The following is a 17,606-nucleotide window of genomic DNA, read 5'->3' as shown; positions in this document are numbered from 1 at the left end:
GAAACGATTTACAACTGCGAAAAATCGATTTATTTATTTCGAAAGCAGGTAAATGCGGGGCCTGGAGGACGATAATGGTGTACAGGCAGGCCCAGCAGCGGCGTCCGTCGATCCACGACGTGGCAAGCCGCGCCGGTGTGTCCGCGGCCACCGTTTCCAAGGTCATGGCCGGCGTCACCACGGTGAAGCCGGAAAATGCGCAGCGTGTCTTCGATGCCGTCGAGCAACTGGGCTACCGCGTCGATCCGCTGGCCTCCGACATGCGCCGGGCCAAGCGCCGCATCATCGGCGCCATCATGCCTGAATTCGAAAGCGAATTCTTCGGCCAGATGGTCACCCAACTGGAAAGCCTGGCAGAGCAGCGCGGCTACACGCTGGTGGCGGCGTCGAGCCGCGAATCCGAGGCGCGCGAAACAGAAATTCTCGCCCGCATGCATGACTGGCGGGTCGCCGGCGTCGTGCTGGCGCCGGTGCGCAACGAGCATGGCCCGGCGGCCGCGTTCATGAAGGCCAACGGCATGACCGGCGTGCTGATCGACCGTGTGCTCTCCGACGACGCCTTCGATACGGTCTCCGCCGATAGTGCCGCGGCCAGTGCCGAGGTGGCGCGCGACCTTCTCGGCAAGGGTCATCGTCACATACTGGTGGTCGGCCTCGGCGAACAGGCGGCGACGGTGCGCGCCCGCCTCGATGGCTTTCGCGCCACGGCGCTCAAACTGGCGCCGGATGTGCGCATCGATGTCGTGCTCGCCGAAACGGATGTCGAACCGCTGCGGGCACAATTGCGCGACTATTTTGCAAAAGGCGAACGCCCGACAGCCGTCTATTCGCTGTTCCTGAAGGGCACGCTGGTTGCGCTGTCCGAATTCCGCCGGCGTGGCTGGCATTGCCCCAACGACATTTCGCTGATCGGCTTCGACGACGCCGAATGGATGCAGGTGACATGGCCGGCCATCGCCGCCGTCGTGCAGCCGGTGCGCCAGATCGCCGGCCATGCGATGGATGCGCTGTTCGCCAGGATTGAAGGCAAGGAGGGGCCGCCGACGGCGCGGCTCGAGCCTTGCCGGGTCTTGATGCGGGAATCCGTTGGCTCGCCAGGTAACGTCCCGCATTCCGGGGAAGGCTGAGATGAACATTTTTGGACTGCACACATTTGCCATTGCGCCGGTCTGGGATCTGGACCTGATCGAGCCGCAGATGGAGCGGCTGAAGGGGCTCGGCATCGGCCTTTTGGAAATCCCGCTGCTGCGCCCTGAAGAGATCGACACTCTGCGCACGCGCGCTTTCGCCGAGCGTTGGAATGTCGAGCTTATTCCGTCGCTTGGCCTGCCGGCTTCACTCGACGTGGTTGCACGGCCGGACGAGGCGCTGGCCTTCCTCGAGCCGGCCTTCGCGGTCTGCGAAGCAGTGGGCAGTGGAGCACTTGGCGGCGTCACCTATGGCACGATCGGCAAGACGTCCGGACGCGCGCCGACCGAAGAAAAGATCGACGGCATGTGCCGGTTCCTGGTCCGCGCGGCCAGGGCCGCCAGGGAGCATGGGCTGAAGCTCGGCATCGAGCCCTGCAACCGCTACGAGACGCATCTGATCAACCGCGGCATCGACGCGGCGCAGATTATCGAGCGCGTCGGCGCCGACAACATCTTCATCCATCTCGACACCTATCACATGCATATCGAGGAGGAGAGTTTCGAGGCCGGCTTCCGGGCGGCGGCGCCGTATCTCGGCTATGTCCATGTCTCGGAAGCCAATCGCGGCGTGCCGGGGCGCGGCATGCTCAATTGGGCGGCCTGCATGAAGGCCATATCGGACATTGGCTATAGCGGCGCCATCACACTCGAAAGCATGAACCATGTCGATGTCGACATTGCCGGCGGGCTCGCCGTGTGGCGGCCGGTGGCGGAAAATCCCGACGATGTGATTGGTGTAGGGCTGCCATTCCTGCGCGAGGAAGCGAGGAAGGCGGGACTGCAGCTGGGGTGAGGTCATCGATCGAAGCTGTGAGTCTATCCTGACACGATTGACACGACGTGGCGAAGCGGTTCTTCTGGCGCGGTGTTCAACGCGGAGGGCATTATCGGATGAAGAAATACGAGAAGCCAAGCTGGCAGAAACGTGAACGGCTTTCGGCCGTCATAGCCCAGTCAACCCTGTCTCCAGGTTCGAAGCAGCCGTCCTGAGCGGCTTGGCGCATTGGCCTTTCGAAATGCGAGGCGCGATCGGTCGATCGCGCCTTTTGCTTTTGGTGATGGCGTGACGCATCCTGAGACACCAAGGGGAGCTCCGTAGGGACGGGAGAAGGAAAGACACCTCGCCGCCTTTTACTGCGAGACAGGAGCCGCTCACGCCATGCCGGGCTGCCGCCGTGATCCCAGATGGCGCACCTTGCGGCCGATGATCATCAGCTGGCGCGCGGTGTTGTTGCGCAGGCGCCGGACGCGCCATTCCAGCCCGGTTTCGGTGGTGATCCGCTTGGCGTAGACGCTTACACGCATGCCGGCCACATCTGAAGCCACCTTGACCGGGTCGTCATAGAAAGCGTCGATCTTGTCAGCCGCCATGCCTGGTGTTTCCAGCCAGCGCGGAATGTGGACCGAATGGAGCTGATCGACATCGACCATGACCCGCCCGATGCCGACGCCCGGCGTCGGGCATGTCGTCCAGAACGCATCGCCGATGAAGACGACCCCGTCGCGGCGGTGGCCTTGCGTCGTGCTCAGATTGATCTGCCTGACTTCGACGGGGCTTGCCACCTCGAAGTTGCCGCACTGCGCCGATATTTCGGGCATCAGTTCGCACAGCATCTTCTGCGGATCGGCGCGAAAATCCCTCGTCCATTGTTCGGCGACGGTGCGATAGACGAACATGTTCGCCCGCATCTTGTTGCCGATCGGAAAGATGGTGAGATAGGCGACACGGTCCTCGGCGCGCCTGCCGTAGCAGGTGATGGCCTGATAGGCGCAATCACGCGGCGAGATGGCGAGGTCGAATCCCATCGAGAGCGAATGCGCCTTCGATTCCTCGATGCGTTCCACGCCGATGGCGCGCCGCACCGCTTCGCTGTAGCCGGTGGCCACCACCAGCAGGCGGGCATTGATGACGGAGCCATCGGCCAGCACAAGCCGCTGCCGGTCCGGTCCGGTCGAGACCTCGGTTACCTTACCAACCGTCAATGGCACTTGCGGCGGCAAGGCGTCACGCAGGCCGTTGATCAGCGAGCCATAGGAAAATGCGTATTCCCACTTCTTTTCACGTGCGAAGAATTGGCCGAGCCGGAAGACATAAAGATCGGAAAACGGGGTGACGAGCGGCATGACGGTCTTGTCGAGGCCGAGCTTCTCGAACAGCTGCATCTGATCCGCGCCGATCTTCTCGGCCCGGAACTCGTCGTGATGAACGCGGTGCGGGTCGATCAGCGCCACCTTGCGTCCGGCTTTTCCCAACAGCATTGCCAGGCTGGTGCCGGCCATTCCGGCGCCTACGATCGCCACGTCGACTTCGGCCGCGTCAGCCTCGGCGATCGTCATTTCACTGCCCTTTCCGCTGGTCATCTTTCGTATCCACAATCCGTGGTGGAAATATCTTGCCGAGCCAAATCAACCTCAAGCAACCAGCGGAGTGGCTGGTAGTAACAATGTTTAGGGTCAATGACGGCCGCCTCCTTGTTTCCAGCGCGGCGCGATCGCCGAGCCATCGATGAATTCCAGGCCGCCCGCCTCGTTGAGCGTGTGCAACTTGCGGCCACTCCATAGCGCACCAGGGGTTAAGACCGTCTCGACAACCTGCTCCATGCCGTTCAAATCGAGGTGAGCGATGCGTGCGATGCCAAGGGCCGCGCCGTAACTCCTGCGGCAGTCCTGCACGGGGCGCAGCAGGTCGTTGCCGCGTTTGACCATGCGGCCCGCCGGCCGCGCCGAGGCGATATCGATCAGCACGGGATTTTTGGGGTGCGGTGTCCACGGCCCGCGAAAGTCGGGCGCCGACCACAGATGCAGCGCGTCGGAGAACGCGCCGCCGCCATCGCGGACGGTGGCGAACAGCCACCAGCGCCCGCCATGCTCGACCAGGGTGGCATCGCTGGCCACGATGTCGGACAGCAGCGTCGCTTCCTTGACCCATCCGCCCGGGAAGGCGGTGGCGCGGTAGAGATCGACCGTGCGGTTGGCGCAGCTTTCCGGCACCATCCAGACCTCGCCGTCGCGCTCGAAGACGAAGGGGTAGGAGAGGTGGTAGGGCAGGTCGAGCACCGGCTCCGGTCGGCCAACCGGGCCTGACGGGCCGAACGGCACGGCGGAGATGATGGCCTTGCCGAGACGGTGGATATAGTCCTCGACGAACAGGGTCACCTTTCCCTGGTAAAGGATCGGGAACGGATCGGCGTAGAAGCGGCTGCCGTCGTCGGGCAGCACTTGCCAGCCGGTTGCCGGATGCGCGCGCAGGTCGAACAGATCCCGCCCCCCGGTCTCGCGCCAGCCGACCTTCCAGTGCGGGGCGTTGTAGCAGAGGTGGTAGATTTTCTGGACGATGCGCCGCGCCAGCGCCTTGCCCGCCCTGACGCCGAGCTTGGCGGTAGAGGGTATTTGCGGTGGGACGCCAGCCTGCGCTGGCTCGGGCAGGACCGGCAAGGCGGCCCGCGTCGCCCCCGTTATTGCTGCCAGGATCAGGCTTGCCGTGCGCGCCAGCATGTCCTGGAATGAAGCAAGCGCAATGCCGCCATATTCGGTGCCGAGGCGTCCTTCGGCGATAGTGGTGTCATTCTCCTCGATGCGGGCAGTCGGCGTGCGGCCGTCGAGGATCAGCGCCAGTAGCGCGGCTTCGCCGGCAACGCTATCATAGGTGACGCGCCAGACCCGTGTTCCTTCCAGCTGCACGTCACCACAAAGGTCGATCACCAGGTCCGGTGACGCGGAGGGCTGCGTCGCCTGGTAGGGCGCGAGCGCCGAAAGCGGCAAGCGTTTGGCCAGCCCGTTGGCGGGCAGGCGATGAATGGCCGTCTCAAGCTGAAACAGCGCCGCGGCGCTGCCTGGAATGCCGCCTTCGGCTGGCCTGACGTCGACGGAAACCTGCGCCAGCGCCGCCAGGCGCTGCAGCAGGTTCAGGTGAGAGGCACGCAGGCCCTCGCTGTCCAGGCGCAGGCTCACCTGCATGTCGCACCCCTAGCATTCTGACGTTCGGTATCTGGCTGATCGAAAATTGGGCATGAGAAATTGCCGGACGGGCGGGGTCGGGTGAAAATCTGCCCCATTTCCATTCGCTTCCCGCTCGCCCGCGCCGTGTCAACACACCCGTGCCTTTACTACGCAAACTTCGTGCCAAAAATCTTAAGACTTCCCAATATAATTAACAGTGTTTTAACAGTTGGAGGAATAGCTAGAACCACGCCGCAATTTGATCTTTGCAGGCAGATGGAGTGTTGTCGGAGCGACCCTTGCAATCATCCCTGCTCTCGATGCCGCAACAACACGCTCCCGAGGTGATGCAATATGCTCCGGAGGCAGTTCCGGCGGCGTCTTATGCACCCTCGACCGTCGAACTCGGTGACGTGAAGCGCATATTGGTGCGCCGCCGTTTCCTTATCCTGGCGACCGCCGCGCTGCTCACCCTCGTGACACTGCTCTATGGGTTGTTCACGCCAGCGCTCTATAGCTCGGTGGCGGAAATCATCATCGATCCGCAAGACCTGCAGGTGGTCAACAACGACGTCAATCCGAGCCGTGTTCCCCCTGACGGCGGCATCACGATCGTGGAAAGCCAGGTCAGCGTCGTCCAATCGACGGGCGTGTTGCTCAGGGCCATCCAGGCGACCAACCTGACCGAGGATCCCGAATTTAACGGGCAGGGCGGGTTACTGAGCCGTTTGCTCGGCGGCTTGCTAGGTTCAGGATCGGCCGAAACCGACAAGACGGGGAAGACGCTCGATGCGCTGCGCCGGGTCCTGGCGGTGAAGCGGGCCGACAAAGTGCTGGTCCTCGACGTGATCGTCACGGCCAAGAGCGCCGACAAGGCGGCAAAGCTCGCCAATGCCATCGCGCAGGCCTACCTGGCCGATCAGGCCGCCGCGCGCGCGAAGATGGCCACGGATGCTTCCGATTCCATCGGCGCGCGGCTGGAAGAACAGCGCAAGCGGGTCCAGCAGGCCGAAAACGCCGTCGAGGCCTACAAGTCCGCCAACAACATGGTGATGGCGGCGGGCAATCTGGTCAGCGACCAGGAACTGACCGAGATCAACACGCAGCTTTCGGCGGCGCAGAGCCGCACCGCGACGCTGAAGGCGCAGGTCGACCAACTGCGCAGGTCCGGCGGTGCGCCGGAGGCAACCTCCGAGGCGATGCGTTCCTCGGTGATTTCGAGCCTGCGGGCGCAGGAGGCAACGCTTGTCGACCAGGTTTCGCAGCTCGGCACGGAACTCGGGCCACGCCACCCTTCGATGATCGCGGCGCAGCAGCAGCTGCGCGACACGCGTGCGCTCATCGCGCGTGAACTCGGCCGCATCGGCGCCGCCGCCGAGACCGACTACGAGCGGGCGCTGGCCAACCAGCAGGCGCTCGAAGCCAAGGTCGCCGGCATGAAGAGCAAGTCGCTCGATACCGACCAGGCCTCGGTCAAGCTGCGCGAATTGCAGCGCGATCTCGAGGCGCTGCGCTCCGTCTACGCCACCTATCTGCAGCGGGCGCAGGAAACGCGCGAGCAGGTCAATGTCGACAGCACCAATGCGCGCATCATCTCCAAGGCCATGCCCGCCCTGAAGAAGAGCTGGCCGCCTCTCGCTCTGTTGCTTGTCGGCGCGATCTTCGGCGGCCTAGGCCTGGGCACCGGCCTGGCGCTGATCGCGGAATATGCCTCGCCGACGGTGCTTTCCAGCAACCAGATGCAATCGGCCATCGAAGCCCCGGTGCTGGGTGTGCTGCCGGCAAAGTCGGGCGGCCGCCGCTGGTGGCCTTTCGGCGGCGCGGCCGCACCGGCCAGCCAGAAGATGGATGCGGTCGCGGGGCTGGCGCTCCGGCGCATGTTCTCTTCCGGCCGGCGTCCGCCGAACTGGCCGCTGGTGCCGTCCATCCTGGTGACGTCGCCGCCCGAGGACGCCGCGCAGCGCGGCAGGGTGGCGCGCCTGCTCGCCAATGCAGCGGCCGCCCGGGGCAGCCGCGTCCTGTTCATCGATGTCAATGCCGGCAGCCACCAGAAGGACCCGCAACCCGGCCTGCTCGACGTGCTGCGCGGCGAATACGCCTTCGAGGCGCTGAGCCAGTACAGGCCCGGCAGCAATGTCGCGGTGTTGAGCAGGGGTCGGCCGACCGCGGTCTTCCAGGAGGCGCAGGGCGTCTATTTCGCGCAGCACATGCTGGCCCAGGCGAGCCGCAGCTTCGAGCTCGTCGTCATCGATGGCGGCGCGCTGGCCGACAATCTCAACGCCTCGCCGCTGGTGTCCATGGTCGACGAGATCCTGCTCGTCGCCACGCTGAATTCGACACCGATGCGCGATGTCACGGCAGCCACGCAGGCCATTTCCGTCATGGGGCGGCTGCCGACAGGCGCGATGCTGGTCGACGAGGCGGCCTGACATGGCTGCCGTCCGGGCCACCAACCCGGCAGCCAGCTGGACAGAAGCTGGTCAAGCCGCCGCGCCCCGCGCCGGCAACTCCGTAGACTGGGTGACCCGCTTCGGACTGGTCGCGACGGTGGCGTTGCTGTTCGCCGTCTCGGGCGGCATGCTATGGCTGGTGGGCTACAATTACGACGGCCTGATCGGCAATCCGGCGACCAAGATCCACCCGTCCACCTATGTATTGGTGCTGGCGTTTGTCTGGCGCTCATGCACATTCGGCAACCCGGTCGGCTACACCATTCATGTCGCCGACAGGCGGCCGGCCAGCGCATTGCTGGCAGTCATTTCGATCTTTTTGCTGATCATCGTCATCGTCAGGCAACGCCCCGGCATGGCCGGCATGATCGATACGTTCGTGACACCGGCGCTGCTGGTGATGATGCTGAGCGAGAACGACGAACGGACTTTCGCCCGGATGCAGACGGTCGTTCATGCGATCATGACGGCGAATGCACTGCTGGCTCTGTTCGAATTCGCGACCAAGACGCTGATCTTCCCCTACCGGCTCGACGGCGAGGTGTTCGTTTCCGACCTGCGCTCGACCGCCCTCCAGGGGCATCCGCTGGCCAATGCCACGATCACCTCGATCTATGTGCTGGCGCTGCTTTCGGGCTCACGATCGCTGTCGATGCCGATGCGGCTCGGGCTGGTCGGGCTGCAATTCGCCGCGCTGGTCGCGTTCGGCGGGCGTTCGGCGATGGTGACGACGATTGTTCTCGGCGCCATCTATTTGCTTTTCACTGGCGTGGCTTACCTGCGGCGAGGACGCATCAGCCTGCCCGGCGCTGCCCTCGCGGTCATGCTTGCCTCGCTGCTGCCGGTCGTGTTCGCCATGCTGTTCTCCTACGGCTTCTTCGACGCACTGCTCGAGCGCTTCGTGTCGGACAGCGGCAGCGCCAATGCCCGCGTCGAAATGTTCGAGCTCTTCAAGCATCTGGAACTGCGCGATCTGATCGTCGGACCCGATATCGATCTTCTCGAAAGCATGCGCCGTATCAACGGCCTCGAGCAGGGCATCGAGAACCCGATCATCCGCCTGATCCTCTACCAGGGCGCCTTCTTCACCCTGCTGATGCTATTCGGCTTCACCCTGTTCATGCACGAAGTCGCACGCCGCTGCCATCCCGGCATCTGGCTGCCGATGCTGGGTTGGCTGATCCTGCTCAACACCTCCGAGAGCTTGGCGTCCAAGACAACGCTCATGACGAAGTTCGTGGCGATCGCGCTGGTGCTGTACAGGCCGGCGTGGGTTGCGGTGGGGCGGAGCGCACCGGGGTTGCGAAGGTAGCGCCCTACGGCGCCCCCCTCTGTCCTGCCGGACATCTCCCCCTCAAGTGGGGAGATCGGATGTTGCACCGGCTTTCGCCAATCGCCTATGTTGCAAAGCAACGAGCCGGCGCCAAAACCGCCAATCTCCCCACTTGAGGGGGAGATGTCCGGCAGGACAGAGGGGGGCGTCAAGGAACTCAACCGTATTTAGAAAGACGCCTACTCTGGCATCCTCAACCCAAGCGCCTCGACCATCGCCGGGTCGAGCGCGCGGGTGGTGTCGTCCATCATGCCCATGCCGTCGAAGAGGTCCCAGAAAGCCCAGGGGAAGCCGAACGACTCGGCACTCTGCCTGACATCTGCGATGTAGCGGGCGCGATCGGGATTGGGTGCTGCCACATAACGCGCGTCGGTGCGCAGTGCGCCGAATTCGCCCAGGACGACACGTTCCGGTGCAATGCCATGGCTGTCGGCCCAGTCGCGCGCCTGGCTGAGATATCTGTCGATGAACCAGCGGTCGGGCCGGGCGTCGAAATAGACCTTCAGCACGCGCTCGGTTTCCGCATAGGCGGCTTTCTTGTCCGCTTCGGAGGTCTCGGTATCCCTGGCCATGCGTGCCCTGACGGAGGCCAGAGTCGCGTCGAGCGAACCGGCGGAGGCCGGCCATGGCACATTGTTCAGCGCGCGGTAGACGGGCTCGCGCATCCACGGCGCGCCCTGGTGGCTGAACAGATAGGGCTCGTAAAAATGAAAGGTGAACAGGATCGGCTCGAAGGGAACCAGCGGTTCGGGATCGAGCGCGGCCAGCCCGCTCACCATCGAGCCGCAGCCGCCGGTGACGACCATCGGCAAGGACGCGGACGATGCCCTGGCCGCCGTCAGAAGGGAAAGCTGGATCTGCGACCAGACGTTGGAATCGCAGGATTGCGGCGGTTCGTTGACCGGCTCCAGCGCCACCATGCCCGGCGTGAACCGCTCCAGCCTGCCGGCAAGCTCGCCGATCAGCGCGCGATAGAGATCGAAGGCGGGCGCGGCGGTGCTGGAGACCATGCGGTCGGGGTTCCAGTAGTGGGTGGCGCCATTGGCCTGGACGTTGACGATTATGCCGAGACCGGCGTCGATCGTGGCGGTGACGGCCGCGTCGAGCATGTCCAGCAACTTGCCGCGCGTGGCGGCGTCAGCCGCCAGGAACGGACCGGGATCGACGGGCAGGCGGATGAAATCGAGCCCGGTCTTGCGTAGCCGGCGAAGATCCTCTGGTGTCGGCACCGGCCGCTGCGACTGGAACGGCGGCCAGGCATAGTCGGTGCGCGGTGCCGGAAATTCACGCGTCAGCGCAAACCAGGGCCAGGCGTTGACGCCACGGCGAAAGCGCCATTCGCCACTGGCGGCGAGGGCGGGCGTTGCCGACGAAAGCGGCGCCAGCGCCACTGCTGCCGGCGCCAGCGACAGCGCCGTCCTGAGAACCCGCCGTCGGGACCAGCCCGTCATACCGCGCCGGCCGAGGGATGGTCGATCGCGACCCTCTCGGCAGCGGTTACGCCGAGCAGCCGGTAGGCTTCGTTCTCGTAGGCGACCAGGACATCGTCCCAGCGGAAGGCTTCGCGGGCGCGCGTCCTCGCTGCCTCACCGCAGGCCTTGACCAGGGTGTCGTCCTCCAGCGCCTGCTGCATCCGCTCGGCGCAGCTCTGCGTATCCTTGAAGAAGATGGCGGCGGCACCCGCGGTCCACCTGTTGTACGGATTGTCGTGGGCGATCACCATGTTGCCGGCGGCCAGTGCCTCGACCAGCGAAGGGTTGGTGCCGCCGACCGTGTGGCCATGCAGGTAGGCGCGGGCGTGATACCGCAGCGCCTTCACCGTCGCCTGGTCGTAGATGGCGCCCGGCAGGACCACAGAGGCGTTCGCCGCCTTGCGGATGGCGACATGATAGGGGATTTCGTCGGAGAGCGTGCCCAGCACCACCAGCTTCATGTCGCGCTTTTGGCTGCAGAAGGCCTCGACGATCGGCAGGATGTTGTTGTCGGGCTCGATGCGCGCGATCGAGATCAGGTATTTGCCGGGCTCGAGGCCGAGCGCACGAACCGGCGCCTCCGGTGCCGCCGTCACCGGGTCGGCGCCATAGGCGATGGTGGTGATGGCACTGCGCGGCCGGCGCGTCGCCAGATGGTCGGCGATGACGGGATGGTCGGCGACCAGGCGTTGCGAGGCCCAGGCGCCGATCCACTCGTTGAGCCAGAACCATGCGCGCGCCGCCGGCCCCCATTTGGGGCGACGCCACTCGATGCCGTCCATGTTGGTGATGATCTTGCGCCGCATCAACCTGAGCCAGGTCAGGAAGACCGCGCCATTGTAACCGAGCACCAGGCATACGCCGGGCCGCCGGGCGGCGTCGAGCACGCATTGCCAATCGAATTCCAGCGTCGCGCGCGGTCCCTTCGAGGCGACTTGGATGTGAATGAGTTCGATGCCGCGCCAGGTTTCGGTGCGCATCCTCCGGTCGACCCGCTCGACCTCCTCCTGGCAGTAGACGCCGACCTTCCAGCCGCGCCCGGCAAGAAAAAGCGCTAGCTTCTCGGCGAAGGTTTCAAAGCCGCCATGGGCCGCGGGGATGCCGCGGGTCCCCAGGATCAGGATGGAAGGCTTTTCCGATTTCATGGCTGTTGGCGCTTTCAGAGAGGTTCTTTATATTAGCAATTGCTGCATTAATAATTAGAGACCGGCAACTTCCGTGCCATCCCACAATCTTCGCGTTTGGGCAGGTGATCATCGCTTCGGGTTGTAAAAAAACAGTGTTGGACCGGTGATTGTTTCATTCTCGGTCAACCCTTCTGTGCGTAGCTGCATCGAAACGAGGCAGTGCAATGGTTGGTTGGCCGGCGGCCGGGCAGATCAAGCCAGGCATGATTTTTGCGTAGCGGTTTCTGCACGCCGTCAGTCAATGCGATGGTGCAGCACCTGGCGGGATACAAAGATGCGGATTGCCTGCGTTCATCAGGGATATGAACTCTATGGTTCAGACCGCAGCTTCGCGGAGAGCGTCGCTGCGTTGCGCGCGGCATTTCCGTCCGCCGACATCGAAGTCGTGCTGCCGCGCAGCGGCCCGATCCTAGGGATCCTCGAACCGCATGCCAGCCGCATCGTCTTCGAGCCGCTATGGGTGCTGAGGCGCCAGGCCATCGCGCGCCTTGCCACCGTCGAGATGGCACGACTGCCGGTTGCCGTGCTGAGAGCATGGCGGCGGCTCAGGAATTGCGATCTCACCTACGTCAACACCTCGATCGTCGCCGATTACGCGTTGGCCGCCCGCTTCCTGCCCAGCAAGGCGGTGCTGCACATCCATGAAATTCCCGAAGGCGCCATGCGCCGGATCCTCGTCGGCCTGATGCACTGGAGCCATGCCGATCTCATCTTCAACTCGCGCGCAACCCGCGCCGCATTCGGTGAGCCCAAATCCGCGCGCTCGCACGTCGTCTACAACGGCGTTGCCGGCCCGCCGGCGGCCGAAGCGATGACCTATGACGGCAAGCGCCCGCTGCGGGTATTGCTGCTTGGCCGCATCAACCGGATCAAGGGCCAGGAAGTGCTGCTCGAAGCGATCGCCTCGATGCCGGCGGAGCTTAAGTCGAGGATCGAGGTGCGACTGGTCGGCGGTGCCTTCGAAAGCGTCGAGCGCGAGCGCGCCTTGGCCGACCTGGTCGGTAGCATGGGCCTGACCGGGCGTGTCAGCGTCCTGCCTTTCATACCCGACCCTTCGGAGCATTATCGCTGGGCCGACATCGTCACCGTGCCGTCGCGACGCCCCGAATCGCTGGGCCGCGTCGCCATCGAGGCGATGGCCTATGGCCGGCCGCCGCTGGTGTCGGCGATCGGTGGACTGGTCGAGGTGGTCAGCGACGGCGAGACCGGCTGGCATGTGCCGCCAGGCGACGCAGCGGCGCTGTCGAAGAAATTGCAGGAGATCATCCTTGCTCCTGAGGCCTGGCGCGGTTTTGTCGCCGCAGGCCGCGCGCGCTACGAGGCGGTCTTCAGCGAACCGGTCGCGGCGGCCGCGATCGCGGCGATCGCCGCCGACAAGCTGAAGGCGACCATAGCAAGGCCGGGCAAGGCGGCAAGCAGCCGCCAGGCGGAGACACGATCGTGAGATTCCCGGGCCATCTGGTGCGGCGCCTCGTGCTGATGGTCGGCGGCGAGGCGATGCAGAGCGGCTTTCACTTTGCCCTCAACCTGACGCTGCTGCACATGCTGTCGGCACAAGGCTACGGCCTGTTCGCCATTGGCATGGTGATGGGCGGCGTCGGCCTGTCCTACATCAGATCGCTCACCGCAGTTCCCGCCTCGATCTGGATGAGCAAAAGCACCAACAGCGCCGGCGTCGACGCCCATGATGTCGCCTTCGGGACGGCGGCGGTGGTGGTGGCGCTGCTGATGGCCGTTGGCACCGCGATCCTGATGCGCGTCCTGGGCGATCCGAGCGGCATCGCCGCCGGCTGCTTTGTCGGCGCATGGTCGTTGCGCAGCCACATGCGCACGGCATTCTTCGCCCGTCGCCAGCAGGTGGTCGTCTCCATCAGCGACGCCGCCTTCACCTTCGCCGGCACCGTCCTGACCGGGTTCACCATCTGGTTCGCCCAGGGCGCGCTGCAGACGGTGTTCTATGCTCTCGCCGCGGCGAATGTGTTTGGCATCGTCGTCCTGGTTCGGCTGGCGCGCCGCACGATCCGCATCAGCTTCCGCATGCCGACGCGGCGGCGCTATGCAAGGCTCTGGCCCCAGCTGCGGTGGTCGGGTTTCAGCGCCACCACCACCAACATCCAGGGCCAATGCCTGGCGCTGTTGGTCGCCGGCATTGCCGGGCCTGCAGCCTATGCTCCGCTGGCGGCGGTGCTGGTGCTGTTTGCCCCGCTGCGCATCATCAGTCTTGCCTTCGTGAACATGACGCAGCCGGAGCTGGCGAAGCTGATGCGCAACAACGAAACGGCCCGTGTCTGGGCGCAGGCAAAAATCTGGTCGCTCGTCATGGGGCTCGGCGGCCTGATCTATGGGTGCGCCATCATGGCGGTCTTGCCGATGATAAAATCCCAAGCCCTACAGGATGCCTCGGTGGGGTTCATCGGAGTGTTCGTGATCGCGAATTTTGTCCCGATCATGCTCTACATAATGCCCCGCATCGTGCTCGAGATCCTCGGCGATTTCCGCATCGTCGCGTTCATCACGACGGGCGGCGCGATCGTCGGCCTGGCGCTGATCGCGATCCTGCTGGCCATAGCCTCTCCGCCTTGGTCGCTGGCGGGTTCCGCGATCTCGGAGACATTCGTGCTCGTGGCATCATGGTATTTCGTGCGTCATCGCATGTGGAACATCGAGCACCCAGACCAGCAGCGCAACAGCCGGCCGGGCACGTGGCGGCGAGCGGTCCCGTTCGCCGCGGCAAAGCGGTAGGAGATGGATTTGACAGGCGAGGCAGTGCAAATTGCTGCGGTGGACGGCCTGCCCGACGGACAGGTCTCCCAACCCGCCGCTGTCCCTGCGAACGACGCCTACACGGCGCGATTGCACACAAGCCTGGAGGCGGTCAGACCGCTCTGGCTGCGCTTCCAGGCGGATGGTGTCTGCACCGCCCACCAGCATTTTGCCTGGGTCGAGGGGATCGTGGCGCGGCTGATGCCGGCCGGCGCGGAGGCGCTCATCGTCGAAGTGAACAACGCGGTGACCGGCGCGCCCCTGATGCTGGTGCCGCTGATGCTGCGGCCAGCCTTCCGCCATCGGGTGATCGAGTGGCTGAGCTGCGGCGTCTGCGATTATTCGGCGCCGCTGCTGGCGGACGCGAGCGTGTGGACCGCACAATCCGCGCAGGCCGCGTGGGCGGCGGTGCGCTCCGTGCTGCCGCCGGCGGACCGCGTCCACATCGCGGGAATTCCGCGGCGGATCGACGGCGTCGCCAATCCACTGGCCTTGCTCGCGGCCACGCGCGATTCCATGCAGACCACATATGGGCTCGCCATCGACGGTGATCCGGAAACCGTCCTCAAGCGTCTGTGCAGGCCATCCTTCGTCAAGGAATTCGGCAAGGACTGGCGCCGGCTCGAACGGCTCGGCGGCCTGGAGTTTGTCGAGGCCGACACACCCGCCCTGGTCGAGCTCATCTTCGACGGTCTGGTCCGGATGCGGCTCAACCGCTTTCGCGAAATGGGCCGTTTCGACCTGCTGACGCAAGAGCCGGTTGTCGATTTCTATGGCAAAGCCGCCCTGCAGGGCCTGTCTGACGGATCGGTGCGGCTGTTCGGATTGCGGGTTGGCGAGGCTCTGATCGCCGCTCAATATCTGGTCGTTCATCAAGGCACTGTTCACGCTTTGCTGATAGCGATAGACCAGGATGCGGTTCCCAACGTCTCACCTGGCCTCTTGATCATGGGCAGGCTGATAGGCTGGGCGCGCGAGCGGCGGTTCGATTATTTCGATCTGTCGGTCGGCAACCAGGGCTACAAGGGACATATGGGCGCCAAGGGTTCGGTGCTGGCCGAGCTTCGCCAGGGGGTTACGATGCGGGGCAGTGTCGCGGGCGCTGCCATCGAGTTCCGCAACCGGGCCGAGGCCTTCGTGCGCTCCAACCCAAGGCTGCTCAAGGCGGCCCAGGGACTGATGCGAGGCTTGCGGCGTTTGCGTGGGGGATCCAGCGAGCCGCAATGACAGGAGAAGCATGTGGCAAGCTACGCGATGCGAACGACTCCGACAGCGGATTTGCCCGATGGCTCGCCTTCTCCGACTGTCGCCGGTGCTGCTGCAACCCAGCGCTTTACGGCCCGGCTGCACACCAGCTTCGACACCGTAAGGCTGCTATGGCTGCTCGTTGAGGCGCATGGCCTGTGTACTGGCCACCAGAGCCTTGCCTGGGTGGAAGGGATCGCCAAACGGCTGATGCCCAAGGGCGCCGAGTTGCTCGTCGTCGAAGTCAACGACGCCGCCACCGGCGCGCCTGTCATGCTGTTGCCGCTGATGCGGCGCCGGGCACTCGGCCACACTGTGATCGAATGGCTGAGCCGCGGCGTATGCGATTATTCGGCACCGCTGCTGGCGGACAAGAGACAATGGACCACGCAAGGCGCTGACGCAGCCTGGGCCACTATCCGCTCGGTTCTGCCGCCGGCAGACCGCATCCACATCGCGGGCATCCCGCAGCAGATTCACGGCGCCGCCAATCCGCTGGCGCTGCTCTCGGTGGCGCGCAATTCGATCCAGATCACCTCGGGCCTCGCCCTGCACGGCGAACCGGAGACGCTGGTCAAGCGCATCTGCAAATCGTCCTTCGCCAAGAATTTCCACAAGCATTGCCGCCGCTTCGAACAAATGGGCGGGCTCGCGCTGGTCGAGGCCGACACGCCGGCGCTGACGCAGGAACTCTTCGACAAGCTCCTCGAACTGCGGCTGAAACGGTTTCGCGAGCTCGGGCGTTTCGACCTCCTGACCCAGGCGCCGGTCGTCGACTTCTACCGCGACGCGGCCCTGCGGGGCCTGGCCGACGGATCGGTGCGGGTCTTCGGGCTGCGTGCCGGTCAAGACTATCTCGCCGTCATGTACGCGCTGATCAGGAAGGGCACCATGCACGCCCTTTTGCTCGGGATCGATCAGGACGCGGTCGCCAACGCTGCGCCGGGCCTGACCATGATCGGCAAGCTGATGATGTGGAGCCGTGCGCGAGGGCTCGACTATTTCGACCTGTCGGTTGGCGGCCAAGGCTACAAGCAGCATATCGGCGCGTCGAGTTCGGCGCTGGCCGAGCTGTGCATACCGATAACGCTGCGGGGCAGGGGCTCGACGGCCTATATCAGGCTGCGCGGGAAGACCGAGCTTTTCATTCGCTCCCGGCCAGGGCTGTTCAAGGCCGTGCAGGGCGCGATGCGCCGTTTGCGGCGGTTGAAGGACTGAACCGGTTCATAGCGGCTCGGTATCGAAAAGCAGCATCGTCACCAGGTCATCGTCGCCGGCGAATTTGCGCCGGTCCACCGCACAGGCCTTGCCGGTCTCGCTGGCAAAGGCCGAGCGGATGGCCTCCAGGCTGTCGAAATAAAGCGTCGCCACGATGTAGGGCACCTCGCCCTGCAGGACATTCACGATCGGCCGCCGGCTGATCTCGTAGCGTTGTAAGCCGGGAAGCTGCTTGGCCAGCGGCACGTGGATGTCGAAATAATGCCGATCGAAGGCAGCCGGATCGGCGGGGGTTTTGTAGATGACAAGCATCTTGGCCATTGTGGTGCTCCCATTGTCTGGCGTAATCGGCGCCGCGATGTTCATCGCCGCCGCACCACTGTCGTTCCTAGGGAACGGATTTCGACAGCGGTCTCATGTTTTGATTCAGGCCGAGGCCCAAACCTCTTCAAAAGCCTGGGAAAACTCTGCTGAGCTGCGCGAAATTGACAGGACCGTGCGTCTCCGTCATCCTTGAGGCCAGTCGCCGGGCCGCGGGAGCGGTCGTGTTGCGTGTCAGGGCGACCGAGGGCAGCGTCATGTTCAGTCCCGTCACCGGCCAGAATGCCAAGCGCGCCGCGGTGCGCAAGGCGCTCGACCGCCACAAGGTCTACATCACCGCGCAGAGCTTTTCGGACGGCGCCTACCGGGCGCGGGTGCTGGTCGACGGCGAGGCCTATTGGGTGGATGAGTTCCGGCTGAGCCAGCTGCAGCAAGGATTGACCCCGGCCGAGCTCGAGCTGACGCCGGCTGCTGACGATTGAGCGTGA

General features: G+C 64.7%; 14 protein-coding genes. 9 read left to right on the top strand and 5 right to left on the bottom strand.

Going from position 1 to position 17,606, the window contains the following annotated elements; all coding sequences use genetic code 11:
* The first annotated feature begins 74 nt into the window (after positions 1-74).
* Both LB568_RS26940 and LB568_RS26935 read left to right on the top strand, forming a co-directional pair.
* Positions 75-1,127, top strand: coding sequence for a LacI family DNA-binding transcriptional regulator (locus LB568_RS26940; protein ID WP_013894307.1), 1,053 nt, complete (start codon positions 75-77; stop codon positions 1,125-1,127).
* 1 nt (position 1,128) lies between these two features.
* Positions 1,129-1,983, top strand: a complete 855-nt coding sequence (locus LB568_RS26935) for a sugar phosphate isomerase/epimerase family protein (protein ID WP_013894308.1) — start codon at positions 1,129-1,131, stop codon at positions 1,981-1,983.
* Between the two features lie 359 nt (positions 1,984-2,342).
* On the opposite strand, the gene LB568_RS26930 is transcribed toward LB568_RS26935, so the two are convergent.
* Together LB568_RS26930 and LB568_RS26925 are read right to left on the bottom strand one after the other, a co-directional pair.
* A complete protein-coding gene (locus tag LB568_RS26930; protein ID WP_181176879.1) occupies positions 2,343-3,551 on the bottom strand; it encodes an FAD-dependent oxidoreductase in 1,209 nt (402 codons plus the stop codon).
* A gap of 93 nt (positions 3,552-3,644) precedes the next feature.
* Entirely contained in the window at positions 3,645-5,147 is a 1,503-nt protein-coding gene (locus tag LB568_RS26925; RefSeq protein ID WP_224731712.1) for a formyl transferase, read from the bottom strand.
* Between the two features lie 281 nt (positions 5,148-5,428).
* Between LB568_RS26925 and LB568_RS26920 the strand changes: the two genes are divergently transcribed.
* Both LB568_RS26920 and LB568_RS26915 read left to right on the top strand, forming a co-directional pair.
* On the top strand, positions 5,429-7,558 hold the full coding sequence (locus tag LB568_RS26920) for a GumC family protein (protein WP_224731711.1): 2,130 nt from the start codon (positions 5,429-5,431) through the stop codon (positions 7,556-7,558).
* A gap of 1 nt (position 7,559) precedes the next feature.
* Positions 7,560-8,891, top strand: a complete 1,332-nt coding sequence (locus LB568_RS26915; RefSeq protein ID WP_224731710.1) for a VpsF family polysaccharide biosynthesis protein — start codon at positions 7,560-7,562, stop codon at positions 8,889-8,891.
* A gap of 200 nt (positions 8,892-9,091) precedes the next feature.
* Here LB568_RS26915 and LB568_RS26910 read toward each other — a convergent pair whose 3' ends face one another.
* Both LB568_RS26910 and LB568_RS26905 read right to left on the bottom strand, forming a co-directional pair.
* The gene (locus LB568_RS26910) at positions 9,092-10,363 is read right to left on the bottom strand and encodes a glycoside hydrolase family 5 protein (protein WP_224731709.1); all 1,272 of its coding nucleotides are present in this window, start codon (positions 10,361-10,363) and stop codon (positions 9,092-9,094) included.
* Positions 10,360-11,529 carry a DUF1972 domain-containing protein gene (locus tag LB568_RS26905; protein ID WP_224731708.1) on the bottom strand — a complete coding sequence of 390 codons (1,170 nt, stop codon included), beginning with the start codon at positions 11,527-11,529 and terminating at the stop codon, positions 10,360-10,362. Before LB568_RS26905 ends, LB568_RS26910 begins: the two co-directional genes overlap by 4 nt.
* Positions 11,530-11,845: 316 nt before the next feature.
* On the opposite strand from LB568_RS26905, the gene LB568_RS26900 reads away from it, so the two are divergent.
* From LB568_RS26900 to LB568_RS26885, 4 genes are read left to right on the top strand one after another with little or no spacing between them, the layout of a single operon-like run.
* Positions 11,846-13,015, top strand: coding sequence for a glycosyltransferase family 4 protein (locus tag LB568_RS26900; RefSeq protein WP_224731707.1), 1,170 nt, complete (start codon positions 11,846-11,848; stop codon positions 13,013-13,015).
* Positions 13,012-14,313: a hypothetical protein gene (locus LB568_RS26895; RefSeq protein WP_224731706.1), complete on the top strand. Its 1,302-nt coding sequence runs from the start codon at positions 13,012-13,014 to the stop codon at positions 14,311-14,313. Before LB568_RS26900 ends, LB568_RS26895 begins: the two co-directional genes overlap by 4 nt.
* Before the next feature lie 3 nt (positions 14,314-14,316).
* On the top strand, positions 14,317-15,561 hold the full coding sequence (locus tag LB568_RS26890) for a GNAT family N-acetyltransferase (protein WP_224731705.1): 1,245 nt from the start codon (positions 14,317-14,319) through the stop codon (positions 15,559-15,561).
* Positions 15,562-15,573: 12 nt separating this feature from the next.
* Positions 15,574-16,797: a GNAT family N-acetyltransferase gene (locus tag LB568_RS26885; protein ID WP_224731704.1), complete on the top strand. Its 1,224-nt coding sequence runs from the start codon at positions 15,574-15,576 to the stop codon at positions 16,795-16,797.
* A gap of 6 nt (positions 16,798-16,803) precedes the next feature.
* Here the strand turns inward: LB568_RS26885 and LB568_RS26880 are convergent, their stop codons facing one another.
* Positions 16,804-17,118, bottom strand: coding sequence for an EthD family reductase (locus LB568_RS26880; protein WP_013894319.1), 315 nt, complete (start codon positions 17,116-17,118; stop codon positions 16,804-16,806).
* A gap of 257 nt (positions 17,119-17,375) precedes the next feature.
* Between LB568_RS26880 and LB568_RS26875 the strand changes: the two genes are divergently transcribed.
* Complete coding sequence (locus LB568_RS26875; RefSeq protein WP_041164715.1) at positions 17,376-17,600, top strand: hypothetical protein; 225 nt, start codon at positions 17,376-17,378, stop codon at positions 17,598-17,600.
* Positions 17,601-17,606 lie beyond the last annotated feature (6 nt).

This window comes from Mesorhizobium sp. B263B2A (assembly GCF_020165775.1).
Classification (GTDB): Bacteria; Pseudomonadota; Alphaproteobacteria; order Rhizobiales; family Rhizobiaceae; genus Mesorhizobium; species Mesorhizobium opportunistum.
The sequence above is the reverse complement of the archived record's forward strand: the minus strand, read 5'-3'. Positions and strand labels throughout refer to the sequence as shown.